The 24641-nt window shown below is 67.4% G+C and carries 23 protein-coding genes; 10 read left to right on the top strand and 13 right to left on the bottom strand.

The features are described from left to right. Positions 1–40: 40 nt before the first annotated feature. The 7 genes from IEW01_RS07375 to IEW01_RS07345 all read right to left on the bottom strand — a co-directional run bounded on the left by IEW01_RS07375 (position 41) and on the right by IEW01_RS07345 (position 8810). Complete coding sequence (locus IEW01_RS07375; RefSeq protein ID WP_188526973.1) at positions 41–841, bottom strand: DUF2189 domain-containing protein; 801 nt, start codon at positions 839–841, stop codon at positions 41–43. Positions 842–949: 108 nt separating this feature from the next. Next, the gene (prfB, locus tag IEW01_RS07370; protein ID WP_188526972.1) at positions 950–2071 is read right to left on the bottom strand and encodes a peptide chain release factor 2; all 1122 of its coding nucleotides are present in this window, start codon (positions 2069–2071) and stop codon (positions 950–952) included. Between the two features lie 95 nt (positions 2072–2166). Then, a complete protein-coding gene (locus IEW01_RS07365; protein ID WP_188526971.1) occupies positions 2167–3264 on the bottom strand; it encodes an ABC transporter ATP-binding protein in 1098 nt (365 codons plus the stop codon). Between the two features lie 12 nt (positions 3265–3276). Further along, positions 3277–4953, bottom strand: coding sequence for an alpha-amylase family glycosyl hydrolase (locus IEW01_RS07360; RefSeq protein WP_229738139.1), 1677 nt, complete (start codon positions 4951–4953; stop codon positions 3277–3279). 9 nt (positions 4954–4962) lie between these two features. Then, positions 4963–6117, bottom strand: coding sequence for a carbohydrate ABC transporter permease (locus IEW01_RS07355; RefSeq protein ID WP_188526970.1), 1155 nt, complete (start codon positions 6115–6117; stop codon positions 4963–4965). A gap of 11 nt (positions 6118–6128) precedes the next feature. Further along, a complete protein-coding gene (locus tag IEW01_RS07350; protein ID WP_188527397.1) occupies positions 6129–7175 on the bottom strand; it encodes a carbohydrate ABC transporter permease in 1047 nt (348 codons plus the stop codon). Positions 7176–7541: 366 nt separating this feature from the next. Beyond that, positions 7542–8810 carry an ABC transporter substrate-binding protein gene (locus IEW01_RS07345; protein WP_188526969.1) on the bottom strand — a complete coding sequence of 423 codons (1269 nt, stop codon included), beginning with the start codon at positions 8808–8810 and terminating at the stop codon, positions 7542–7544. 271 nt (positions 8811–9081) lie between these two features. On the opposite strand from IEW01_RS07345, the gene IEW01_RS07340 reads away from it, so the two are divergent. The 10 genes from IEW01_RS07340 (at position 9082) to IEW01_RS07295 (ending at position 17537) form a co-directional block, all read left to right on the top strand. Next, positions 9082–10119: a substrate-binding domain-containing protein gene (locus tag IEW01_RS07340; RefSeq protein WP_188526968.1), complete on the top strand. Its 1038-nt coding sequence runs from the start codon at positions 9082–9084 to the stop codon at positions 10117–10119. Then, positions 10116–11444: a GH1 family beta-glucosidase gene (locus IEW01_RS07335; RefSeq protein ID WP_188526967.1), complete on the top strand. Its 1329-nt coding sequence runs from the start codon at positions 10116–10118 to the stop codon at positions 11442–11444. The genes IEW01_RS07340 and IEW01_RS07335 overlap by 4 nt, the downstream gene beginning before the upstream one ends. A 2-nt stretch (positions 11445–11446) precedes the next feature. Then, positions 11447–12424: a glucokinase gene (locus tag IEW01_RS07330; RefSeq protein ID WP_188526966.1), complete on the top strand. Its 978-nt coding sequence runs from the start codon at positions 11447–11449 to the stop codon at positions 12422–12424. A 117-nt stretch (positions 12425–12541) separates the two neighbouring features. Next, positions 12542–12826, top strand: coding sequence for an STAS domain-containing protein (locus IEW01_RS07325; RefSeq protein ID WP_188526965.1), 285 nt, complete (start codon positions 12542–12544; stop codon positions 12824–12826). Next, a complete protein-coding gene (locus IEW01_RS07320; protein ID WP_188526964.1) occupies positions 12823–13191 on the top strand; it encodes a response regulator in 369 nt (122 codons plus the stop codon). Before IEW01_RS07325 ends, IEW01_RS07320 begins: the two co-directional genes overlap by 4 nt. A gap of 4 nt (positions 13192–13195) precedes the next feature. Further along, positions 13196–15358 carry a chemotaxis protein CheA gene (locus tag IEW01_RS07315; RefSeq protein ID WP_188526963.1) on the top strand — a complete coding sequence of 721 codons (2163 nt, stop codon included), beginning with the start codon at positions 13196–13198 and terminating at the stop codon, positions 15356–15358. Further along, on the top strand, positions 15355–15834 hold the full coding sequence (locus IEW01_RS07310) for a chemotaxis protein CheW (RefSeq protein WP_188526962.1): 480 nt from the start codon (positions 15355–15357) through the stop codon (positions 15832–15834). Before IEW01_RS07315 ends, IEW01_RS07310 begins: the two co-directional genes overlap by 4 nt. Next, positions 15831–16730: a CheR family methyltransferase gene (locus IEW01_RS07305; RefSeq protein WP_229738137.1), complete on the top strand. Its 900-nt coding sequence runs from the start codon at positions 15831–15833 to the stop codon at positions 16728–16730. The genes IEW01_RS07310 and IEW01_RS07305 overlap by 4 nt, the downstream gene beginning before the upstream one ends. Before the next feature lie 15 nt (positions 16731–16745). After that, complete coding sequence (locus tag IEW01_RS07300; protein ID WP_188526961.1) at positions 16746–17132, top strand: response regulator; 387 nt, start codon at positions 16746–16748, stop codon at positions 17130–17132. A gap of 9 nt (positions 17133–17141) precedes the next feature. Next, a complete protein-coding gene (locus IEW01_RS07295; protein ID WP_229738136.1) occupies positions 17142–17537 on the top strand; it encodes a DUF8776 family protein in 396 nt (131 codons plus the stop codon). A gap of 368 nt (positions 17538–17905) precedes the next feature. Here IEW01_RS07295 and IEW01_RS07290 read toward each other — a convergent pair whose 3' ends face one another. From IEW01_RS07290 to IEW01_RS07265, 6 genes are all read right to left on the bottom strand, one after another. After that, entirely contained in the window at positions 17906–18418 is a 513-nt protein-coding gene (locus IEW01_RS07290; RefSeq protein WP_229738135.1) for a chemotaxis protein CheD, read from the bottom strand. Further along, positions 18415–19494, bottom strand: a complete 1080-nt coding sequence (locus IEW01_RS07285) for a protein-glutamate methylesterase/protein-glutamine glutaminase (protein ID WP_229738134.1) — start codon at positions 19492–19494, stop codon at positions 18415–18417. The genes IEW01_RS07290 and IEW01_RS07285 overlap by 4 nt, the downstream gene beginning before the upstream one ends. Beyond that, positions 19479–22085, bottom strand: a complete 2607-nt coding sequence (locus IEW01_RS07280) for a methyl-accepting chemotaxis protein (protein ID WP_188526958.1) — start codon at positions 22083–22085, stop codon at positions 19479–19481. The genes IEW01_RS07285 and IEW01_RS07280 overlap by 16 nt, the downstream gene beginning before the upstream one ends. Positions 22086–22222: 137 nt before the next feature. Beyond that, complete coding sequence (locus IEW01_RS07275) at positions 22223–22912, bottom strand: ABC transporter ATP-binding protein (RefSeq protein WP_188526957.1); 690 nt, start codon at positions 22910–22912, stop codon at positions 22223–22225. Next, the gene (locus IEW01_RS07270) at positions 22909–23664 is read right to left on the bottom strand and encodes an ABC transporter ATP-binding protein (RefSeq protein ID WP_188526956.1); all 756 of its coding nucleotides are present in this window, start codon (positions 23662–23664) and stop codon (positions 22909–22911) included. The genes IEW01_RS07275 and IEW01_RS07270 overlap by 4 nt, the downstream gene beginning before the upstream one ends. Then, positions 23657–24640, bottom strand: a complete 984-nt coding sequence (locus tag IEW01_RS07265; RefSeq protein ID WP_188526955.1) for a branched-chain amino acid ABC transporter permease — start codon at positions 24638–24640, stop codon at positions 23657–23659. Before IEW01_RS07265 ends, IEW01_RS07270 begins: the two co-directional genes overlap by 8 nt. Between the last annotated feature and the right edge of the window lies 1 nt (position 24641).

Raw genomic sequence — 24641 nt, 5'->3', positions numbered from 1 at the left:
TTCTTTGCGCAGACCTGTTTTGAAGGTGGCGCCGCAGCCGTCAGGCCGCGCCCGGGCTGTCGAAGGTCATCGCCCGCCGGTAGAGGTGCCAGGTGGCGTGACCGAGCACCGGCAGCACCACGAAGAGACCGAGGAAATACGGCAGCATCGCCAGCAGCGTCAGCGCCGCGATCACCAGCGCCCAGGCCAGCATCGGCACCAGGTTCGCCATCACGGTCTGGAACGAGTAGATCATGGCGCTGATGAAGTCGATCTCGCGGTCGAGCAGCAACGGCAGCCCCATCACCGTGATCGAGAACAGCACGAAGGCCAGCCCCGCCCCCACCGCGCCGCCGAAGGCGAGCATCGAAAGCCCGTTCGAGGTGAGGATCGTGGCCGCCCAATCCGTCGAGATATTGGTCATCGGCATGAAGCCGAGAAACAGTGCGAAGATCATGTGGGCGATGAACACCCAGAACAGGAAGATCACGATGATCACCGCCGCCATCGACGGGCATTGCCGGTCTTTCTGGCGGTAGACCACGCGCAACACCCCCGCGAGCGGCAGATCCCTGCCCTGCTCCAGCCGCCGGCTCACGTCGTAGAGCCCCATGGCAAGGAAGGGGGCGAGCAGCGGGAAGCCGAAGGCGAGTGGAATGATCGAATAGCTGCGTTCGATCCGGTCGAGTTGCAGGAAGATCAGCAGTCCCGCGATCACGAAAAAACTGGCGAAGAACAGCCCGTGCAGCGGCGCGCGGGTGAAATCACGCCAGCCGCTGCGCAGCACGGCGCCGATATCGGAAAACTGGACACGGCCGATATTCGGCGGTGACGACGGGGCGGTTGCGGTGGCGTCTGACATGTCTCTCCCTGGCGAGCTTGTTTTCGGTCGCTCTTGGGGAAAGTGTTGCGTCAGAATGACGCAACCGTCAAGCGGCTGGGCGGGCAGACCGCACCGGCGTTCGCGGCCCTATTCCTCCGCCGCTTCGCGCCCTTTGCCCGACATGCCCATGGCGAGCGTCGCCCCCATCAGCCCGTCGAGGTCGCCGTCGAGCACGCCTTGCGTGTCGGAGGTCTCGTAGCCGGTGCGCAGGTCTTTCACCATCTGGTAGGGCTGCAGCACGTAGGAGCGGATCTGGTTGCCCCAGCCCGCCTCGCCCTTGGCCTCGCGCTGGGCGTTGATCTCGGCGTTGCGCTTTTCGAGCTCCATCTGGTAGAGCCGCGATTTCAGGGCCTTCATCGCGATGTCGCGGTTCTGGTGCTGCGATTTTTCCGAACTCGTCACCACGATCCCGGTGGGCAGGTGGGTGATCCGCACCGCCGAGTCGGTGGTGTTGACGTGCTGGCCGCCGGCGCCGGAGGAGCGGTAGGTATCGAGCCGGATATCGGAGGGATTCACCTCGATCTCGATGTTGTCGTCGACCACCGGGTAAACCCAGACGCTCGAAAACGAGGTGTGCCGCCGCGCCGCGGAATCGTAGGGCGAGATCCGCACCAGCCGGTGCACGCCGCTTTCGGACTTCAGCCAGCCATAGGCGTTGTGCCCGGAGATCTTGTAAGCGGCCGAGCGGATGCCAGCCTCGTCGCCGGCGCTTTCGCTCAGAAGCTCCACCTTGTAGCCGTGCGCCTCGGCCCAGCGAACATACATCCGCGCCAGCATCGACGCCCAGTCGCAGCTTTCGGTGCCGCCGGCGCCGGCGTTGATCTCGAGGAAAGTGTCGTTGGAGTCGGCCTCGCCGTCGAGCAGGGCTTCGAGCTCGGCCGCCGCCGCCTTTTCCTTCAGCGCCTTGAGCGCCGCCTCGGCCTCGGAGATCACCTCGGCGTCGTCCTCCATCTCGCCCATCTCGATCAGCTCGATGTTGTCGGAAAGATCCTGTGCCATCGTCGTATAGGTTTCGATCGCATCGGCCAGCGCCTGGCGTTCACGCATGAGCTTCTGCGCCCGGTCGGGATCGTTCCACAACTCCGGGTCTTCGGTCATGGCGTTGAACTCTTCCAGCCGGTGCTCGGCGGTATCCATGCCGATCCGCTTGGAAAGCAGCTGCAGGGATTTCTCGATCGCCTCGACGGTGTTCTGCGTGTCCGCGCGCATTTTGGGCGCCTCTTGTTATAGCGTCTGTTCGAGGCATGTATCTCGCCCCGCCGCCCGGTTCAAGCGGCGGGGCGCGCGCTCGGCGCCCGGGAGGGTCAGCGCGTGCGCAGGGAGAGCCCGTCGTGGAACACCTGCACCTTGTTCGGGTCGGCGGTGAGCTTGACCGTCTGGCCGCGCAGGTCGTCATGGATGCCGGGCAATTTCGCGATGATCGGGTCGGAGTCGTCGCCTTGCGTCTTGAAATAGAGCAAGGTCACCTCGCCGATCGCCTCGACGTAATCCACCGTGCCCTCGAAGAACACGTGATCCCCCTCTTCGGCCATGCGGAAATCCTCCGGCCGCACCCCGACGTTGACCGCCCAGCCCTTCTCGGCGGTCTGGGTTTCCACGTCGGCCACGGCGTCGTGCCCGTGGTGCAGGTCGATCTTGGTTTGCTTGCCGGTGCCGACGATCTCGCCGGGCAGCAGGTTCATCGCGGGAGAGCCGATGAACTGGGCCACGAACTCGTTCTTGGGCCGCTCGTAAAGCTCCAGCGGCTTGCCCATCTGCGCGATCCCCTTGTCGGCGAGCACCACGATCTTGTCGGCCAGCGTCATCGCCTCGACCTGGTCGTGGGTGACGTAGATCATCGTGCTGTCCGGCATCGCTTCCTTCAGTTCGGCGATCTGGATGCGGGTGGCCACGCGCAGCGCCGCGTCGAGGTTGGAGAGCGGTTCGTCGAAGAGGTAGACCTTGGGATCGCGCACGATCGAGCGGCCGATGGCGACGCGCTGGCGCTGGCCGCCGGAAAGCTCCTTGGGCAGGCGGGCGAGATAATCGGTAAGCTGGAGCAGGCCGGCCACCCGGCGCACCGACTTGTCGATCTCCTCCTTCGACTTCTTGGCGATCTTCAGTGCGAAAGCCATGTTGTCGTAGACCGTCATGTGCGGGTAGAGCGCGTAGGACTGGAACACCATGGCGATGCCGCGCTGCGAGGGCGGCACGTCGTTCATCACCATGCCGTCGATCTCCAGCGTGCCGCCGGTGATCTTCTCGAGCCCCGCGATCATCCGCAGCAAGGTCGACTTGCCGCAGCCCGATGGACCGACGAACACGATCAGTTCGCCGGTCTTGATGTCCATGTTGATGTCTCTGAGAACCTCGACTTTGCCGCCGTAGGTCTTGTCGACATTCCTGAGTTTCAGCTCTGCCATTGTTCCCTCCCCTTACGCCTCTTCGTCCTGATCGCGGTTGCGCAGCATGATGCACGGCTGCCAATGCGCCAGGTGCAGATCGCCATCGACGCCCGGCTGGGCGCTGTTCAGTTCCAGCCCGATCGGGCGCCAGTCTCCCTCCGGCGGCGAGAACCTTGCCGGCTCGTCGCCCATGTTGAGGGCGAAGAAAACCTCTTCCGCCGCGTCGCGGCGGGTGAAACTCAGCACCGTGCCGGTCACCTGCATGTTCTCCATCACCCCCGTCTTCAGCGCCGGATGGGCATGGCGAAACGCGATGGCGCGGCGGTAATGATGCAGCAGCGCGCCCGGATCGGCCTCGGCCGCCTCGACCGAGAGGTGCAGATGCTCGCTCGCCACCGGCAGCCAGGTCCGGCTCGCGGCGGAGAACCCGCCCTGCCGGTTATCGGTCTCCCAGACCATCGGTGTGCGGCAGCCATCGCGGCCCTTGAACTCGGGCCAGAACTCGATGCCGTAAGGGTCTTGCAGGTCGTCGAACCCGACCTCCGCCTCGGGCAGCCCGAGTTCCTCGCCCTGGTAGATGCAGGCCGAGCCCTTGAGGAACATCATCAGCGTGGTGAAACCCTTGAGCGCGGAGGGCGAGAGCTGCCAGCGGGTGGCGTGGCGCTTCACGTCGTGGTTGGAATAGGCCCAGCAGGCCCAGCCATCGGCCGCCACCGCCTCGACCCGCGCCATGATGCCGGCCACGTCCTCGGCCCCGGGCTGCTCGCCCGACAGCAGCTCGAAGGCATAGCACATCTGCATCAGGTCATCGCCCGCGGTGTATTCGCCCATGATCTCGAGCCCGCGCTGCGCATCGCCCACCTCGCCCACGGCGGCGGCGTTGTAGGGCTCCATCACCGCGCGCAGTTTGCGCAGGAAATCAATGTTTTCCGGGCGGTTCTTGTCGTAGATGTGCTCCTGCCAGTTGTAGGGGTTCACCGCCGGCGCGATGGTGGCGTTGCGCGCCTCGGGCGGCAGCGCGGGATTGTCGCGCAACTCCTTGTCGCAGACGTAGAAGTTGATCGTATCGAGGCGGAAGCCGTCGACCCCGCGTTCGAGCCAGAACCGCGCCACGTCGAGCAGCGCCTCCTGCACCGCGGGCTCGTGGAAGTTGAGATCGGGCTGCGAGGTGAGGAAGTTGTGCATGTAATATTGCATGCGCCCGCCGTCCCACTGCCAGGCCGAGCCGCCGAAGATGCTGAGCCAGTTGTTCGGCGGCGTGCCATCGGGCTTGGCATCGGCCCAGACATACCAGTTGGCCCGCGGGTTGTCCTTCGATGCCCGGCTTTCCTTGAACCAGGGGTGCTGGTCGGAGGTGTGCGAGAGCACGAGGTCGATCATCACCTTCAGCCCGAGCGCGTGGGCGGTCTCGATCACCGCGTCGAAATCGGCGAGGCTGCCGAACATCGGGTCGACGTCGCAGTAATCCGACACGTCGTAACCGAAATCCTTCATCGGCGAAGTGAAGAACGGGCTGATCCAGACTGCGTCCACCCCGAGCGAGGCGATATAGGGCAGCCGGCGGACGATGCCGAGCAGATCGCCGACACCGTCGCCGTTCGAGTCCTGGTAGGAGCGCGGGTAGATCTGGTAGATCACCGCGCCGCGCCACCATTCGGGGTCTTTCGCCAGATGCGTCATCGCCGGCGCTTCCTGTTGTGCGGTCATGTCCTTTTCCTATTTCACCGAGCCGGCCAGCAGGCCGCGCACGAGGTAGCGCTGCATCGCGAAGAACACCCCGAGCGGCACCGCGATCGAGACGAAGGCGGCGGTGGCGAGGATTTCCCAGTTGCCACCGCGGGTGCCGAGGAGTTCGACGATCTGGTTGGTCATCACCGTAGTCTCGCCGGTGGCGTCGATCAGGAACACCTTGGCCACGAGCAGGTCGTTCCAGGTCCACAGGAACTGGAAGATCGCGAAACTCGCCAGCGCCGGGAACGACAGCGGCAGGATGATCCGGGTGAAGATCTGGAAGTCCGTCGCGCCGTCGACCTTGGCGTTCTCGATGATGTCGCGCGGCAGGCCGACCATGTAGTTGCGCAACAGGTAGATCGCCAGTGGCAGGCCGAATCCGGTATGCGCGAGCCAGACCCCGAGGTAGCCCTTGCCGATGCCGATGCCGTTGTGCAGCTTCAGAAGCGGGATCAGCGCCAGTTGCAAGGGCACCACGAGCAGGCCGACGATCACCGCGATCAGCAGCGCCCTGCCCTTGAAGTCCATCCACGCCAGCGCGTAGGCGGCGAAGGCGGCGATCAGGATCGGGATGATCGTGGCCGGAATGGTCACGGTGAGGGTGTTGAAGAAGGCTTTCGCCATCGAGTCGGTGTTGGAGCCGGAAAACAGCACCCGCTCGTAGTTGGCGAGGGTGAATTTCGGCGGCACCATGGCGGAGACGAACACCCTTTGCCCGCGTCCGCTGATCTGGTCTTCGCTGCCGGTCCAGCTATAAGCGCCATCGGCGCCGACGGTCATGGTTTCGCCGTCTCCGAGGTCGGCGACCTCGCCGGGAGTAAAGGCCGAAATCGCCTGCGACGAGGTGCCCCAGACGCGGATCTTGCCGGTGACGTCCTCGCCTTCGAACAGGTTGCCCTCGACCACGTAAACGCCGTCGCGTTCCACCCGGTTCTCGTCGGGATCGGCCGCGCGCAGCACGAGGTTCTGCTCGGCCGGGAACAGCGCCTTCCACCAGCCGGTGGTGGCGATCTGGTCGGCGGTGCGGAACGACGAGATCAGGAGCCCGACGGTGGGGAAGAGCCAGAGCACCACCAGCAGAACCACCGAGAGATTCACCGCCCAGGTCAGGCTGGATTTCTTACCTGCGATATTGTCCATCTGTGCCTCCCTCAGCGCATTTCGCGGCGCGCATTGCGCACGTTCCAGATCAGGATCGGCAGCACCAGGATCATGATGACCATGGCCGAGGCCGAGCCCACGCCCCAATCGTTGGAGGTGAACAGCTTGGCATACATGTAGTTGGCGAGCACCTGCGTCTCCCATTGACCATTGGTCATGGCGAAGACGATATCGAAGATCTTGAGCACCACGAGGGTGATCGTCGTCCAGACCACCACGATCGTGCCGGAGATCTGCGGCACCTTGATCTTGAAGAAGATCTGCAGCGGGTTGGCGCCGTCGACGATGGCGGCCTCGATGGTTTCCTCCGGAATGCCGCGCAGCGCGGCCGAGAGGATCACCATGGCAAAGCCGGTCTGGATCCAGATCAGCACGATCATCAGCAGGAAGCTGTTCCAGAACGGCACCGTGAGCCAGGTTTGCGGCTCGCCCCCGAGCGAGGTTACCAGCGCGTTGAGAATGCCGATCTGCTCGCTGCCGGCGGGGCGGAAATCATAGACCAGTTTCCAGATCACCGAGGCGCCGACGAAGCTGATCGCCATCGGCATGAAGATCATCGACTTGGCGATGTTGCCCCAGCTCAGCCGGTCGGTGAGCTGCGCCGCCAGCAGGCCGAACACGGTCGACATGGCCGGCACCACGAGAAGCCAGAAGAAGTTGTTGCGCAAGGCTTCCCAGAACTTCGGCTCGCCCATCATCTGGGTGTAGTTGTCGAGCCCGACGAACTGGTAGCGGAAAGCCCCGCCGCCGCCCGGGATCGGCACCCGGTCGGTCAGGCTGAGGCGCAGGGTTTCGATCACCGGGTAGGCGAGGTAGAGCCCGAGCGCGAAAAGTGCGGGGCCGAGAAAGAGCCAGGGCCGGATCAGGTTGGCGCGGTTGATGTTCTGGCCGATGCCGGAAAGATCGCCCGCGAGCAGGAGCCGCGTGGCGAGCGCCGCGATCACCGCGACGACGAGCACGTAAAGCCCCGAGATCGAGGTCGCCAGCGCCCAGACAGCGCCGAAACCGCCGAGCAGGGCGGCGGCCACATCGGACATGCTGCGGGCCACCAGCACCGGCAGCAGGAAGGTGGCGATCACCACCAGCGCGATCACCAGCAGGAAGGAAATCAGCGGCGCCTTGATCCGACGCGCGCGCAGCTCGTCCGCGGTCTGCGCCCGGGCCGGGAACACCACCTTGTCGAGGTAGACATTCGAGAAATAGAAATAGCCGACGGCTGCGCCAACACCGATCAGGATGACCAGCAGCCCCTGGAATGCCGCTTGCATGCCTTCCCCCCCTGTTCTTTTGCGTTATCGCCTGCCGAGCATCGTTGCCGCGCTTGGCCGGTTGGTCAAGGGGCGGCCCATGTGCGCCACGGGCCGCCCCCGGTGTTTTCGATGGTCCTGCCGGACCGGGCGCGCTTACTTCAGCGCTTCCCAGCTCGACTGGATCGTGTCGGCCACTTCTTCAGCATCGGCGCCGCCGGTGTAGTCGACCATGCCGGTCCAGAACGAACCCGCGCCCACGCCGCCGGGCATGAGGTCGGACCCGTCGAAACGGAAGGTGGTGGCTTCGAGCAGGATGTCGTTCATCTTCTTCAGCGTCGGGTCGGAGAACACGCTGGTGTCCACCCCGGTGTGCGGGGTCAGGAAGCCGCGCTGCGCCATCCAGGCCTCGTGCGCCTCCGGAGTCTTGAGGAACTCCATCAGGTCATGCGCCGCCTGGTTCTCGTTGGTGATCACCCAGGTCGTGCCAGCACCAAGCACCGGGGTGCCGAGATCCTTGTCGGCATAGGCCGGGAAGTAGAAGAAGTCGGCGTCCACGCCCACCTCGGTGCCTTCAGGGAAGAAGGCCGGGATGAACGAGGCCTGACGGTGCAGGTAGCACTGCGGCGGCGACTCGAACAGACCCTTCGGGCTGTCGCGGAAGTCGGTGGTGGCCACCGCGCCGGCGCCCCCGGCAACGTAAGCGTCGTTGCGCGCGAAATAACCGAATTCCTCGATCGCCGCGATCACTTTCGGGTCGTTGAACGGCATCTCGTTGGTCACCCAGGCGTCATAGACTTCCGGCGGGTGGATGCGCAGCATCATGTCTTCCACCCAGTCGGTGGCGGGCCAGCCGGTCGCCGCCCCCGAGCCGAGGCCGATGCACCAGGGCGTGCCGCCATCGGCGACGATCTGGTCGGTCAGGGCTTTCAGCTCTTCCATCGTGGCCGGGATCTCGTAGCCCGCGTCCTCGAAGTTTTCCGGCACGAACCAGACCAGCGATTTCAGGTCGACCTTGTAGGGGAAGCCGTAGAGCGAGGGTTCGCCGTCGGGCCCGTTGTAGGTGCCGAGATCCACCCAGGACTGGCCTGCGGCGTAGTTCTCGCGCATCCAGTCGGCGGTGCCGTCCTTCAGCGGGGTCAGGAAGCCACGGCCAGCCATGTCGGAAGCGAGGCCGGGCTGCGGGAACACCGCCACGTTCGGCGCCGACCCGGCTTCGAGATCGACCACGATCTGCTGCTCGAAGCTGTCCGAGCCGGTGTAGCGCACGTCATGGCCGGACTGTTCGGCGAAGATCGCGAGCACCTGCTCGACCATTTCCTGGTCCGGGCCAAGCCACGGGCCAAACACGGTAATCTGCTCGGCGGAAGCCGCACCGGCGGAAAGCGCCATCGCGGCCGCGCCAGTCATAAGAAGTTGTTTCATGATATCGGTATCCTCCCAGATGTGCGCCAAGACAGGCGCCTGAAACAATCCGAGCGCATCCGGGGCCGTCTGCCGACTCACCCCAAAGCGCTTTGGATGATCGAAGGGTCGCCCATGCCCCCTGCCCTGTCAATGATGCAGACATGAGTTGCTGAAAAATTCCTCTTTCTCAAAGCCGATCTGCCCGGTTTTCGGGATTCTTTTGACGCGGAAAATAATTCGCTCTAAGGTCGCCAAATCCGTCAAACCGCTTTGGACCCCCGCCCGAACCATGAAGCTGAAGGACCTCTCCGAGCTTCTGCACCTGTCGCAGACAACCGTCAGCCGGGCGCTGAACGGCTACCCGGAGGTGGCCGAGGCAACCCGCCGGCGCGTGCTCGCGGCCGCCGAGGCGCATGGCTACCGGCCCAACATGCGCGCGCGCAGCCTCGCCACCGGACGGGCGATGGCGATCGGCCACGTGATCCCGGTCACCGCCCGGCACGAGATGGTCAACCCGATCTTCGCCGACTTTCTCGCCGGGGCCGGCGAGGTCTATTCCCGGCGCGGTTATGACATGCTGATCTCGATCGTGCCCGACGAGGACCAGGAACAGGCCTACCGCGAGTTGCGCACCAAGGGGTCGGTCGACGGGCTGATCGTGCACGCCCCGAAGCTCGGCGATCCGCGGGTGCACCTGCTGACCGAGATCGGCATGCCCTTCGTGGTGCATGGCCGCGCCTCGGATGCCGTCGAACCCTATTCCTGGGTCGACATGAACAACACCCACGCCTTCCGCCGTGCCACCGATCTGCTGCTCGATCTCGGCCACCGGCGGATCGCGCTGGTCAACGGGCTCGAGAACATGGATTTCGCGATCCGCCGCCGCGCCGGGTTCGAGGAGGCTTTCGCCGCGCGCGGGCTGACGCCCGATCCCGCGCTGATGACCTCGGAGGAGATGACCGAGGTCTACGGCCACGACACCGCCCGCACCCTGCTCGCCACCGCGGCCCCGCCCACCGCCTTCCTGGTTTCCTCGATCCTTCCCGCCATCGGCGTGCGCCGGGCGATCGAGGAGGTCGGGCTTCGCATGGGGCGCGATGTTTCGGTCATCACCCATGACGACGATCTGAGCTATCTCAAGAACCGCGGCGACGTGCCGGTGTTCACCGCCACCCGCTCCTCGGTGCGCGCCGCCGGGCAGCGCGCCGCCGAGATGCTGCTCGATCTCGTCGAATCCCCCGGCAGCGGCCCGCGCGAGCAATTGCTCGAGGCCGACCTTATCCTCGGCCAGTCCACCGGCCCCCTGTTGCAAAGTGTCTCGCGATGAACTTCAGCTTCTCCCGATCCGATTTTCCCGCCGATTTCCAGTTCGGCACCGCCACCTCCGCCTACCAGATCGAGGGCCATGCCTTCGGCGGCGCCGGCGAAACCCACTGGGACAGCTTCGCCGCCACCCCCGGCAACGTCGCCAAGGCCGAGAACGGTGCCCGCGCCTGCGACCATTACCACCGCTGGGAGGAGGATCTCGATCTCGTCGCGGGCGGCAATTTCGACGTCTATCGCTTCTCCACCAGCTGGGCGCGTGTGATGCCGGACGGGATGAACATCAACCCGGAAGGACTTGATTTCTATGATCGTCTTGTCGACGGCCTGCTGGAGCGCGGACTCAAGCCCGCCGCCACGCTCTACCACTGGGAACTGCCCTCGGCGCTCGCCGATCTCGGCGGCTGGCGCAACCGCGACGTGGCCAGGTGGTTCGGCGATTTCACCGCCGCGATCATGGGCCGGATCGGTGACCGGGTCTGGTCGGCGGCACCCATCAACGAGCCGTGGTGCGTGAGCTGGCTGAGCCATTTCCTCGGCGCCCACGCGCCGGGCCTGCGCGACATCCGCGCCACCGCCCGCGCCATGCACCATGTCATGCTCGCCCACGGCACCGCCACCCAGGTGATGCGGGAGCTGGGGATGAGCAACCTCGGCGCGGTCTGCAACCTCGAATACGCCCAGCCCGCCGACCAGAGCGCCGAAGCCGGCCGCGTCGCGCGCACCTACGACGCGATCTACAACCGCTTCTTCCTTTCGGGCATCTTCAAGGGCGAATACCCCGAGGAGGTGATCGAAGGCCTCGGCGACCATTTGCCGGAAGGCTGGCAGGACGACATGGCGCTGATCTCGCAGCCGGTCGACTGGTGCGGGCTGAACTACTACACCCGCAAGCTCATCGCCCCGGCCCCCGGCCCCTGGCCCGGCCTCGCCGAGGTCGATGGCCCGCTGCCGAAAACCGAGATGGGGTGGGAGATCTTTCCCGACGGGCTTTACCACTTCCTCACCATGGTGGCGCGCGATTTTACCGGGGATACGCCGCTCTTTGTTACCGAAAACGGCATGGCGGCGCCCGACCGGCTGGAAAACGGCGCGGTGCAGGACGATGACCGGATCGCTTACGTCGACGCCCATGTCGCCGCCCTGCGCCGGGCGCTGGCCGAGGGCGTGCCGGTGAAGGGCTATTACGTGTGGTCCCTGATGGACAATTTCGAATGGGCGCTGGGCTACGACAAACGCTTCGGCCTCGTCCACGTCGATTTCGACAGCCTTGAACGCCGACCGAAGGCCTCGTATCACGCGCTGTCCGCCGCGCTCGCCCGGAGTTGACCATGGCCAAGGCTCCCGCCAACACCTACTCGCTGCTGGCCGATATCGGCGGCACCAACACCCGCGTGGCGCTGGCCCGCGGCACCGAGCTTCTGCCCGAGACGATCCGGCGCTACCGCAACGCCGACTACCCCGGGCTGGAGACGGTGCTGAGCGCCTTCCTCGCCGAGGAGGGCAACCCCGATTGCGTCGGCGCCTGCGTCGCCGCCGCCGGGCCGGTGCGCGATGGCGTCGCCAATCTCACCAACCTCGACTGGACGATCGACGCCGCCACCGTGGCGCGCGCGGCGCATGCCGAGACGGTGGCGGTTCTGAACGATCTGCAGGCCCAGGGCCACGCACTCGGCCATCTCGACGCCGGCGCGCTCACCACGCTGGTGGAGGGCCCAGAGGGCGGGCCGCAGGCCACGCGGCTGGTGATCGGGCTCGGCACCGGGTTCAACTGCGCGCCGGTCTACGAGGCGCCGGGGGGGCGCTTCGTGCCGCCGGCGGAAGCCGGCCACGCCAACCTGCCGATCCGCACCGAGGAAGAGCTGGAGCTGTGCCGCGAGCTGGAAACCGTGCACGGCTTCCCCTCGGTCGAAGAGGTGCTTTCGGGGCGCGGCCTCGTGCACACCTACAGCTGGCTCGCCCGCCGAGGCGGCCAGCCGCGCGAAGTGTCGAGCGCCGAGGTTTTCGCGGCGCTGGAGGCCGGCAACGACCCCGTCGCGGAGGAAACCATGCGGCTTTTCGTGAAGATCCTCGGCACGGTGACGGGAAACCTCTCGCTGATCCACCTGCCCTTCGGCGGCATCTTCCTGATCGGCGGCATGGCCCGCGCCGTCACGCCCTGGCTTGGTCGCTTCGGCTATGCCGAGGCGATGCGCGACAAGGGCCGCTTCGCCGGCTTCATGAAGAACTTCGCCGTTCACGTGATCGAGGACGATTACGCCGCCCTCACCGGCTGCGCCCATCACCTCGCCGCGCGGCTTCCGCGATGAACCTGCTTTCACGGTAAGCCAATCTTAACGCCCCCTGCCGTATGCCGGTGCGACCGGACGGATGAAGAAGGGGCAAATCGTGCAGCTTGAGCTTTCCGCAAGCCTTGGGGGTCGGCCATGAGCGGGCCGGTTCTCTCCCTCGAACCGCGCCTTGATCTGCGCGCCACCGCGCCGCTCGTCGAGGCGCTCAAGGCCCACCGCGGCGGCGATCTCGTGCTCGACGCCGCCGAGGTGACACAGATCGGCGCGCTGGCGGTGCAGGCGATTCGCGCCGCCGCGCGCGCATGGGCCGAGGACGGCCACGCGCTCGGCTTCGAAAACGCCTCGATAGATCTCGCCGATCAGCTGGGCCTACTCGGGTTCACGCCGGAAACCCTGACCACCTGGGAGGCGCAACCATGACCATGCGGGTGCTCGCGGTGGATGACAGCCGCACGATGCGCGACATGCTGCGCCTCGCCCTCACCGGCGCCGGGATCGAGGCGCACCTGGCGGAAGACGGTGTGCACGGGCTCGAACGGCTCGACGACCTACCGCCGCCCGACGCGATCATCACCGATATCAACATGCCGAGGATGGACGGCTTCGGCTTTATCGACGCGGTGCGCGGCCGCGAGGCGCTGCGCGCGGTGCCGATCCTCGTGCTCACCACCGAGAGCGCCACCGAACTCAAGGCCCGCGCCCGCGCCGCCGGCGCGACCGGCTGGATCGTCAAGCCCTTCGACCCGGAGAAACTGGTCAAGGCGCTCAGAATGGTCGCGGGGTGATGGCATGACCGATCCGATGGCAGAAATCCGCGCGTCGTTCTTCATCGAATGCGATGAGCTGCTCGAAGCGATGCAGGATGGCCTGCAGGCCATCGACGAGGGCAGCGGCGATGGCGAAACCGTCAACACCGTGTTTCGCGCGGTTCACTCGATCAAGGGCGGCGCCGGCGCCTTCGGCCTCGATGCGCTGGTCGGCTTCGCCCACCGGTTCGAAACCGCGCTCGACGAGGTGCGCAGCGGCCGCCTCACCGCCGACGGCGAGGTGCTGCGGCTGTTTTTCACCGGCAGCGACATCCTCGCCGATCTCGTCCGCGACAGCCGCGACGGCCTCGAAACCGACGAGGCCCGCATCTCGCCGGTGCGCGACGCGCTCGACCGGCTGGTGCCGGCCGCGGACGCGCCGGGCGAGGCGGACACCGACGCGCTCGATTTCCAGCCGCTGACCCTGGCGCTCGACCTCGGGCTCGACGACGGCGCCGAACAACAGGCCGACACCGCGACATGGTCGATCCGCTTCCACCCCACCAGGGCGCTGTTCGAAAGCGGCAACGAACCGCTCTTCCTGTTTCGCGCCCTGCGCGACCTCGGCGCGCTCACCGTGCTGTGCCACGACGACGAGGTGCCGCCGCTCGACGCGATCGAAGATCCCGAGGCGCCCCATGCCTGGTGGGCGTTCGAGCTTTCCACCACCGAAGGCGAGGCGGCGATCCGCGAATGCTTCGACTTCGTCGAAGACCTCTGCCAGCTCGAGATCCGCCCGCTTTCGGAGGCCCCGGTGATCGCCCTGCCCGATCCGGAGGCTCTCGGGGCCGCGCCCGACGCCGCGCCGCCCGGGACCGCGGGCCGGGAACCTCCGCCCGAAGCCGACCCCGCACCGCCGCCAGCCACCGCGACGCCCGAGGCCGGCAACCCCGGCCCCGCCGCCGCCACGCCGCGCGCCACGGTTCGGGTCGATCTCGAACGGATCGACCGGCTGGTGAACCTGGTGGGCGAGATCGTGATCAACCAGGCGATGCTGTCGCAAAGCGTCGAGGCGGCCGGTATCCCGCCGAACTCGCCGGTCCGCGCCGGGCTGGAGGAGTTTCTCCAGCTCACGCGCGACATCCAGGAAAGCGTTATGATGATCCGGGCGCAACCGGTCAAATCCCTGTTCCAGCGCATGGCCCGGATCGTGCGGGAGGCCTCGGCCACGATCGGCAAGGAGGTGCGGCTGCGCACCGAGGGCGAGAACACCGAGGTCGACAAGACGGTGATCGAACGGCTCGCGGACCCGCTCACCCACATGATCCGCAACGCCGTCGATCACGGGCTCGAAAGCGGCGAGGCCCGCGAGGCACAGGGCAAATCGCGCGTCGGCACGGTTCACCTGCGCGCCTTTCATCGCTCCGGCCGGATCGTGATCGAGGTCGCCGACGATGGCGGCGGGATCGACCGTGAAAAGGTTCTCGCCAAGGCCATCGCCCGCGGTTTGATCGAGCCCGACAGCCAGTTGTCGGACCAGGAGATCGACAACCTGCTCTTCCTGCCCGGCTTCTCCACCGCCGACGAGGTCTCCAGCCTGTCCGGGCGCGGCGTCGGGATGGACGTGGTGCGCAACGCGATCCAGGCGCTCGGCGGGCGGATATCGATCACCTCGGCGCGGGGCGAGGGAACCAGCTTCTCGATCTCGCTGCCGCTCACGCTCGCGGTTCTTGACGGGATGGTCGTGCGTGTCGCCGGCGAAACCATCGTGGTGCCGCTCAACGCCATCCTCGAAACCCTCGCCCTCGGCCCGCAGGATATCCGCAGCCTGGGCCCGACCACGCAAGTGGTGCGCATCCGGGAGCGTTTCCTGCCGCTGTTCGACCTCGGCGCCGAACTGGGCTACCGCGCGCCGCTCGACGACTACACCGGCCAGATCGTGCTGCTGATCGGGCAGGAAGACGGCGCCAGCGCCGCCGTGGTCGTCGATGCGATCGAAGACCAGAGGCAGGTGGTCATCAAGGGCCTGCACGACAGCTACGGCCGCGTGCCCCGGATCGCGGCCGCCACCATCCTCGGCGATGGCCAGATCGCCCTGATCCTCGACCCGGTCGATCTCGTCGCCCGCGCCGATGGGCGAACCCGCCAACCCAAACCCGCAACCGACCCCAAGCCCCTTCCCGAAAACACAGGTCTCACAGCATGAGTGATCCGATCAATCCACAAGAAAACCGGGCCGACGACACCGTCGTTGAATTGTTGTCGTTTCTCGTCGCCGGCCAGGATTACTGCGTCGACATCATGTCGGTGCGCGAGATCCGCGGCGGCACGCGGGCCACCCCCCTGCCGCACTCGCCGCCCTACATGCGCGGCGTGATCAACCTGCGCGGCGCGGTGCTTCCGATCATGGACCTCTCCTCGAGGCTCGAGATCGCCGCAGCCGAGGATGCGCCGCGCAGCGTCATCATCGTGGTCTCGACCAAGGGGCGCACCATGGGCCTGATGGTCGATGCCGTCTCCGACATTCTCGCCCTGCCCGAGGCCGAACTGCAGCCGCCGCCGGAAATGCCGGCGGATTCCGGGCGAGGCTTCGTCTCCGCGCTCACCATCGTCAACGACAGGATGATCCGGGTGCTCGATCTCGACAGCGTGCTGTCTTCGATCGGAGAGCAAGCCGCGTGATCGAGGCGCGCACAGACCATCGGCCCGGCGCCGGCAGCCACGAGCTCAACGCCGCGGCCCTCGCCCGGATCTCGGCGCTGGCCCGCCGCGAGGCCGGGCTCGACATCGCGCCGGGCAAATCCGCCATGGTGCGCACCCGGCTGTCGCGCCGGCTTCGCCTGCTCGGCCTGCCGGACTTCGACGCCTATTGCGACCTGGTGAGCGGCGCGGACGGCAAGGCCGAGCTCGCCGCGATGATCTCGGCGCTCACCACCAACGTGTCGCATTTCTTCCGCGAACAGCATCATTTCGACATCCTGCGCGAGGAAACCCTCGCCGCGCTCGCCGACGCGGCGCAAACCGGCGGCCGGGTGCGGATCTGGTCGGCCGGCTGCGCCAACGGGCAGGAACCCTATTCCATCGCCATGACCCTGCTCGAAGCCGGCATCTCGCCGGACGCGGATGTCCGGGTCCTGGCCACCGATATCGACGCAGCGGTGGTCTCCCACGCCCGGCTCGGCCGCTACCCGCAGGCGATGGTCGAAAACATTCCCGAATCCCTCCGCGCGGCCTATTTCGACCTTGGCGACAGTCCGACGGAGCCGTTCTGGACCGCCGGGCCCGCCCTGCGCCGCCTGACCCGGTTCCGCGTCCTCAACCTGCTCGACGACTGGCCGATGCGCGGCGCGTTCGACGCGATCTTCTGCCGCAACGTGGTGATCTATTTCGATGCGCCGACGCAGGAGCGGCTCTGGCCCCGCTTCGCCGCCGCCCTGCGCGCCGATGGCTGGCTCTTCCTGGGGCACTCGGAGCGGCTTTCGGCCAGCGCGCGCCCGTTTTTCGAGAACCGGGGCGTGACCGCCTACAGACGCTCCGGCGTGCCGGTATCCGCCGCCGCCCCCATCAAACCGACTTGACCGAAAGGACAGCGATTGGCCTTGCGCGACCAACTCAGGATCATCGTCGTTGACGACATGTCCACCAGCCGTGGCCTGATCACCCAGGCGCTCGACAGTTTCGGCATCCGCCAGGTCGAGAGCGCCCGCGATGGCCCCGAAGCCCTGGCGAAGATCGCGGCATGGCCGGTGCACCTGGTGGTCTCCGACATGAACATGCCCGGCATGAACGGGCTGCAATTGCTGCACGCCCTCAGAAGCGGCCCCGCGACCCGCACCGTCGGCTTCCTGTTGATCACCGGCAAGGCCGACCGGCAACTGATCGAACAGGGCAAGCAACTCGGGATGAACAATTTCGTGCCCAAGCCTTTCCAGCCGCCGCAATTGCGGGCGGCGATCGAGGCGATCGTGGGCAGATTGTAGGGGTCGACGATGCACCGGATGAACGATCTGCAGGGTCACACCGATCCGGGTGCCGATCTCGGCGCGACGCTGGCGCGGCTGTCGACCGAACTCGAGCGCGCGGCGATGAGCTGCGCCGGGCTGCAGCACGCCATGTCCAGCCTGTTGGCGAAACTGGACCACCCCGATCTCGGCGAGGAAATCCACATGCTGCAGGATGTCGATCGGCTGCAACAATCGCTCGAGGATGTCAGCCGGATCCTGGCGGTCGCCGCGCCCGCTGGCCGGGGCCGCGACCTCGACCTTGCCGCGGCCGGCCAGGCGATCCGGCTCGAAAGCCTGCGCGCCCGCCTCGGCTGGGGCGCGGATCCAGACCAGGCCGCGCCGCAAAGGTGGACCAGCCGCGATGGAATCGACTGGTTCTGAAGCATTCGGCAAGCCGCCCGTCCGCCCCCCGACGCCGGGCAGGCCGGGCGAACACCTCCGCACCGGTGGGTCCAACGCGTCGCAACCACTCTGGACACGCCGCATCCTCCAAGCGCCCTGTTGTTTCCGGACGCGCATGCCAGCTGCGGGACACGGGTTGCGTATCGGCCGCATGGTGCGCGGCGGCCTCCCCGAAATCACGCGATCCACCCGTGGCAGCATCGCCCCTGCTGCCTCCCGTGCGCGCGGCGTTGACCCGCGCCGCCAGGCCCGCCGGCGACTGCCCGGCCCGAGCGCACCGGCGGCCCGCGGCACGGCCCGACGGCGGGCTTGTCCGCGAAACGCGCCCGCACCGGTCGGGCGCGGTGTCAGAACAATTCCAGGTCTATTCCCGCAGGCGCCGTCACAACCCGTTCGACCGGAATTTCCCGCGCGAGGTACTTGACCCGTGCGCGGCCGGTTCCCGGCCAGAATTCCACGCGGCGCGCCCGCGTTCCCCCGATATCGCCGGCGACGTGATCGATGCCCTCGCGCGCGAGGTAGTCCTGCACGAAAGCGCCGTTCTTGGCCCCCGCATCGGACAGGCCCGCAACCATGCGCGCGCCGCCGAAGACCTTGGCGCGCAATCGGGCGCGATCCGCGCCGAGCCGAAGCAAGCCGTTGATGAGCAGTTCCATTCCGTTCACACCGTGCCCGAAGACCGAGGCGGCGTTTTCCGTGTCGTCGATGAACAGAACATGGTTCATTCCGCCGATACCGCGGTCGTGATCCCAGACGCAGGCGCTCACGCATGAGCCGAGCAGCGTCGCGATGACGGTGTTGCCACCGCCATCGATGGCGAATTCCCCCTGCGAGATGTATCTTCTCTGCTGCGCCATCATGCGGCCGCTTCCGCCGCCAGGTTCAGAACGTGGCGCGCGATCTTCTCGAGTGGCAGCGCCGCTTCGGCCGCGCCCAGTTCGCAGGCCACGCGCGGCATGCCGTAGACGACCGAGCTGGCGCGATCCTGAGCGATGCACCGCGCCCCGGCCTGGCGGAGCGCCTTCATCTGCTCGGCGCCGTCCCGCCCCATCCCGGTCAACAGCACCGCGATGGTCCGCCCGGCATCACCGATGGCCGATTCGAACAGCACGTCCACCGAAGGCCGATGCCCCGACTGCTTCGGCCCGGCGAGAAGGCGCAGCGTTTCGCCGCCTGGATCGATCGCCAGGTGGGTCGCGCCGCCGGGCGCGATGAAGACATGCCCGCGGCGCAGGCGATCCCCGGTCCGGGCCAGCCGCACCTGCGGGGCGACGAGGCCGCCAAGCCGCGCGGCGAACCCGGCAAGGAAGGGCGCCGGCATGTGTTGCGTGATCAGCGTTGGCGGGCAATCGGCGGGGAAGCTCGCCAGCACGGTCTCGATCGCCTCCACGCCGCCGGTCGAGGCGCCGATCAGGATCCTCTTGCCGTTCCAATCGCCCGCCAGCGGTTCCGGGGCGGCAGGGCGGGCCCGGGCCTGCTGCTCGCCGCGCACCCGTGCGGAGGCGGCGATCACGATCTTCTCTCGCAAGTCCCCGAACGTCTGCCGGGCCATGCCGAACCGCGGTTTCTCGACGCAATCCACGGCGCCCAGAGCCAGCGCGCGCAGCGCGGCCTGGCTGCCCGCGGAGGTCATCGACGAGATCATGATCACCGGCATCGGCCGGGCGCGCATGATCCGCTCGAGGAACTCAAGCCCGTCCATACCGGGCATTTCGATGTCCAGCGTGATCACGTCCGGGGCATGCTGCTTGATCGCCATGCGGGCCTCTTGCGCGCTGGCGGCCTCCGCCACGATCTCGATCCGGTCATCGGAGTCGAGCCCGAGGCGGATCAGCCGGCGCATCGACGCGGAATCATCCACGATCAGCACGCGCACCGGCGGGCCGGCGGTGCGCCCGCCCGTCGGCGTTGCGGGGTGGGTCAAAACTCGTCCCACCCTTCGTCCTCGTCGTCGACCGCGAGCGCCGCGCCGCCTTGCCGGCGCATCGCCTCGGCCCCTGATGCGGCGGCGGCCTTCGGCGGCTTGGTTTCGCTCCGCCGGGAGGCGAAGGTCGCCTCGACAACCTGGCCGCCGCCGGTGTGCGCGCGCGAAAGCTCGAACCGCGCCATCGACGCGGTCAGGGTTTCGGCCTCGCGTGTCAGCGCGTGACTGGCCGCCGTGGTCTGTTCGAACATCGCGGCGTTCTGCTGGGTCACCTGGTCGAGCTGGTTGACGGCTTCGTTGATCTCGGCGAGCCCGGCACTCTGTTCGCGCGAACTCACGGCGATTTCCGAGACGTTGCGGCTGATCTCCGTCACGCTCTCGAGGATACCCCGCAGCGCCTCGCCCGCGCGGTCCACCAGCTCGACGCCGCGTTGCACCTGCTGGCCCGAGGCCGAGATCAGCCCGTTGATCTCGCGCGCCGCGTCCGATGACCGCTGGGCCAGGGCGCGGACTTCCGAGGCCACCACCGCGAAGCCGCGCCCGGCGTCACCGGCGCGCGCGGCCTCGACCCCGGCATTGAGCGCCAGCAGGTTAGTCTGGAACGCGATATCGTCGATGACGCCGGTGATCTTCGAGATCTCCTGCGACGAGGTTTCGATCTCGCTCATCGCCTCGACGGCGCCGCGCACCACCTCGCCCGAGGATTCGGCGTTCTTGCGCGCGGTATCGACGAGGCCATTGGCGTGCTCGGCCCCCCCGGCCGCCGACTTGACCGACGAGGTGAGCTGGTCGAGCGCCGCGGCGGTCTGCTCGAGCGTCGCCGCCTGCCGTTCGGTGCGGACCGAAAGATCATCCGCGGCGTTGGAAATCTCGGCCGCCTCGCCGCGGATCAGGTCGGCGTTCTCGACGACCCCCCGCATGGCATCGTGCAGCCGATCGACCGCGCCGTTGAAATCCCGGCGCAATTGTTCGTAATCCTCCGGAAACGGCTCGTCGATGCTCTGGGTCAGGTCGCCTTCGGCGAGGCGCCCGAGGCCGTTGCGCAGGGCGTCGACCACCCGCGCCTGGGCCTCGGCCTGGCGCTGGCGCTCGGTCTCCGCCTGTTCGAGCTGGTGTCGCGCCTCGCTCACGTCGTTGCCGATCAGCACGGTCCGGATCAGGCGGTTGGCCTTGTCGAGCACGGGCGTGAAGCTGCCCTCGATCACCGCGCGCCCGCCATCGGCCCGTTTCAGGTCGAAACTGCCATAGACCGAGGTGGCCTTTCTGAGCCGGTCGAAAACCGTGCCCCGCGCGTCGTCGAGGGCCGTGTCGAAGGCGAAGAGCGCATCGCTGGAGGCCCCGACCAGGGTTTGGGGATCGGCCCCGAGCGCCTTGGCGAATTCCGCGTTGGACGACAGCAGCGTGCCGTCGAGGCTGAACTCGGCCCGCACCTGGTGGGCGTCGATCGCGCTCAGGATCGCATCGTTCATGTACTGAACTGTCACGTCAACCCATTCCACGACGAACCCCTCCAGCGCGCCGTCGGCGCCGGCCACCTGGGTGATCATCAGTTCGAAACGCGCCTCGCCGACGCGGATATGCGCCTTGTAGGGCATTCGCGCGGGATCGAAGAGGATCGCGCGCACCCGCTCGCGCAGCTCGGGCGTGTGAAAATCATCCATCTCCCGCCCGATGACGGACTCCGGCTCGAAGTCGGCAACCAGGGTCCTGAAATCGGCCAACCGCTCCTGCAGGATGGCCTTCAGCTTCTGATTCACGGCGGTGATCCTCAAGTCACGGTCGACCATCATGATCGCGGCGGAGGAGGCGCGAAACGCCGCACCGCGGAACCGGTTGAGGCGCTCGTGTTCGCGCCCTTCGCAGAGCCGCTTTCGGCAATATTCGACCGAGGTCGCGATATCCCCGATCTCGTCCTTGCGCCCGGCCATGGCAACGGGCCGGTCAAGCTCGTCTTCCGCCACCGCATCCACCGCCCGGGCCAGATCGAGCATCGGCCGGGTGATCCAGTGCCTGATGAACAGGAACATCACCGCGACGCCGAGGAAAATCGCGCCGAAGGCCATCGACACCACCAGAACCTGGGTTTTCAGCACCGCCGCGCGGGCGTATTGCGCCGTCCAGCTGGTGGCGATCGCCCCGACCGTGACCCCGCTCGACGGCGCGTGCGCCGGCGCGGCGACCATCAGCCCGTCGTCGGACACCACCAGCCCGCCGGTTTCGATCGCGCGCGCGGCAAGCCCGCGAAGCGCCGCCTCGTGCGCCGGCTCAAGCCCGATGGCGAGCATCGGCGCGCCGTCCGCGCTGATCGCCAGCGCGTGCAGCATCGCCGCCTCGTCGCGCCCCGTCATCTCCAGGAACCGCCGTTCCATCAGCCCGGTGGTGTTGAGCATGATCTGCTCGCCGAAGTCTTCGGCGAGCAGATCGGTGACGCTGCGCGCCTCGGCCGAGAGCTGGCTTTGCACGCTGGCGAGGTTGGCGCGCGTGTAATGCCAGGCCAGCACCGCGGTCAGCAGCATGGCGCTGACCCAGATGATCCCTGAGAGCTTGAGAAAGACCGAGTTCCACCTGATCTTGCGGTGGGGCTTGGTGACGTTTTGCTGCATGAAACAACCCCGTGAAAATTCGATTTCGCACGCCGGGGCGAACCGGGCCGCGAAGGCGCACGCCGGGGCAAGCTACGCCACCACTCCTTGCAGGAGCGTTAATGCCGATGGATCTCCCTGACGCCGCGCTGCGACGGTCAGACGCCGAGGTAGGTTTCGGCCAGCGCCGGGCTGAGCGCATCGAGCGGGCCGGTCCAGACCGAGCGGCCCTTCTCCAGCACCACCGCGCGATCGGCAACCCGGCGCAGTTCGGCCAGAGATTTGTCGATCACGAGGATGGCAAGCCCGGTCTCACCCCTGAGCCGGGCGATGGCGGCCCAGATTTCCTGCCGGATCACCGGGGCGAGGCCTTCGGTTGCCTCGTCGAGGATCAGCAGGCGCGGGTTGGTCATCAGCGCGCGGCCGATCGCCAGCATCTGCTGCTCGCCGCCCGAGAGCGAGCTTGCCCGTTGCCCCCAGCGTTCGCCGAGGCGGGGGAAGAGCGCAGCGACGGCGGCTTCATCCCACGGCCCCTTGCGGGCGGCGGCGATCAGGTTCTCGCGCACCGTGAGATTGCCGAAACAGCGCCGCCCCTCGGGCACGAGCCCGATCCCCGCGCGCGCCGCCCGGTGTGCGGGCACGCCGGCCATGTCGGCGCCGTCGAACAGCACCGTGCCGCCGCGATTGCGCAACAGCCGGCAGATCACCTTCACGGTGGTCGACTTGCCCATGCCGTTGCGCCCCATCAGCGCCACCACCTCGCCCGGCGCCACCGCGAGGCTCACGTCGAACAGCGCCTGGCTGGCGCCGTAGAAGGCCGAGACGTGATCGAGGCGCAACAGGCTCACGGGGTCGCCTCCCCGAGGTAGGCGCTGCGCACCGCGGCGTCGGCGCGGATCTCGTCGGGGCGGCCGGTGGCGACGATCTCACCGTAGACCAGAACGCTGATCCGGTCGGCGAGGCGGAATACCGCGTCCATGTCGTGCTCGACCAGCAGGATCGGGGCGCGCTGGCGCAGGGTATCGAGAAAGCCGGTCATCGCCGCGGTGCCCTCCATGCCGAGCCCGGCCATCGGCTCGTCCATCAGGAAGGCCCGCGGGCGGAGGGTGAGCGCCACGGCCACCTCGAGCTGGCGGCGCTGGCCGTGTGAAAGCTCGTCGGTGCGCAGGGCGCGGAACTCGGCCAGCCCCACCGCCTCGAGCGCGGCCTCGGCGGCCGCCACGAGCACCCGGTCCTTCATCACCGGACGCAGCAGCGAGAAGGCGGTGCGCGCCTGCCCCACCGCGCCGAGCACGGCGTTTTGCAAAACGGTGAACTCCATCGCCAGCGAAGAGATCTGGAAGGTGCGCCCCAGCCCCGCGCGCGCCCGCGCCACCGCGTCGAGCCCGGTCACGTCGCGGCCCTCGAACATCACCTGGCCCGCGTCGGAGGGCAGCGTGCCGGCGATCTGGGCGATCAGGGTGGACTTGCCCGCGCCGTTCGGGCCGATCAGCGCGTGGATCTCGCCGGGCCTGAGGTCGAGCGACACATCGTTGCTCGCCACAACCGCGCCGAAGCGCTTGCAGATGTTGCGAAGTTCGAGCACCGGGGTATCAGTCATGCGCCGTCTCCCGGCCAACGATCAGCCCGATCAGCCCGCCGCGCGCGAACAGCACCACGCCGAGCAGGATCGCCCCGAAATAGATCTGCCAATAGTCCGAAAGCCCGCCGAGATGGTGCTCCAGCGCCACGTAGAGTGCCGCCCCCAGCACCGGCCCCATCAACCGGCCGACGCCGCCGAGGATGATGAAGACGATCAACTCGCCGCTGGTGTGCCAGCTGAACATCACCGGGCTTACGAAACGGTTGAGATCGGCGAAGAGCGCGCCGGCGAGCCCGGTGATCGCGCCGGAGAGGGTGAAGGCCAGGAGCCGCACGCGGTAGGGGTCGATCCCCACCGCCCGCGTCCGCGCCTCGTTCTGCCGCGCCGCGCCGAGGGCGAGGCCGAAGGCGGAGGCACGCAGCCGGGTGACGAGGTAGAGCACCGCGCAGAGGATCGCGAAGCTGAGGGCGAAGAACTGGATCGGATCGAGCGTGTTCAGGCCGGGAAAGCCGTTGCGGACGTAGATCGACAGACCGTCTTCGCCGCCATAGGCCGGCCAGGAGATCATGAAGTAGTAGAACATCTGGCCGAAAGCCAATGTAATCATGATGAAATAAACGCCCGAGGTGCGCAGACTCAGGGCCCCGATCATCAGCGCGGCAAGGGCCGAGGCGGCGACGGCCAGGAGCCAGATCACCGGCATCGACTTGGTTCCCTCCAGCACGAAGGGCCACTCGAAGAGCGGCGTGTAAGTCTGCGCATGGCTTGCGAGAATCCCCATCGCGTAGCCGCCGATGCCGAAGAAGGCGGCATGGCCGAGGCTGACCAGCCCGCCGGTGCCGAGCGCGAGGTTCAGCCCGACGCCGGCGATGGCGAAGATCACCGCGCGGGTGGCCAGCGTGATGGTGAAGGGCTCGCTCGTGGCCCAGGCCCAGAGCGGCACGGCGAGCACGAGGCCGAGGATCAGCGCGTTCAGGCGGTGTTCACGGCGCATC

Origin of the sequence: Sinisalibacter lacisalsi (assembly GCF_014640115.1) — a bacterium.
Lineage (GTDB): Bacteria > Pseudomonadota > Alphaproteobacteria > Rhodobacterales > Rhodobacteraceae > Sinisalibacter > Sinisalibacter lacisalsi.
Note: the sequence above shows the minus strand (reverse complement) of the source record. Positions and strands in the feature narration are given on the sequence as shown.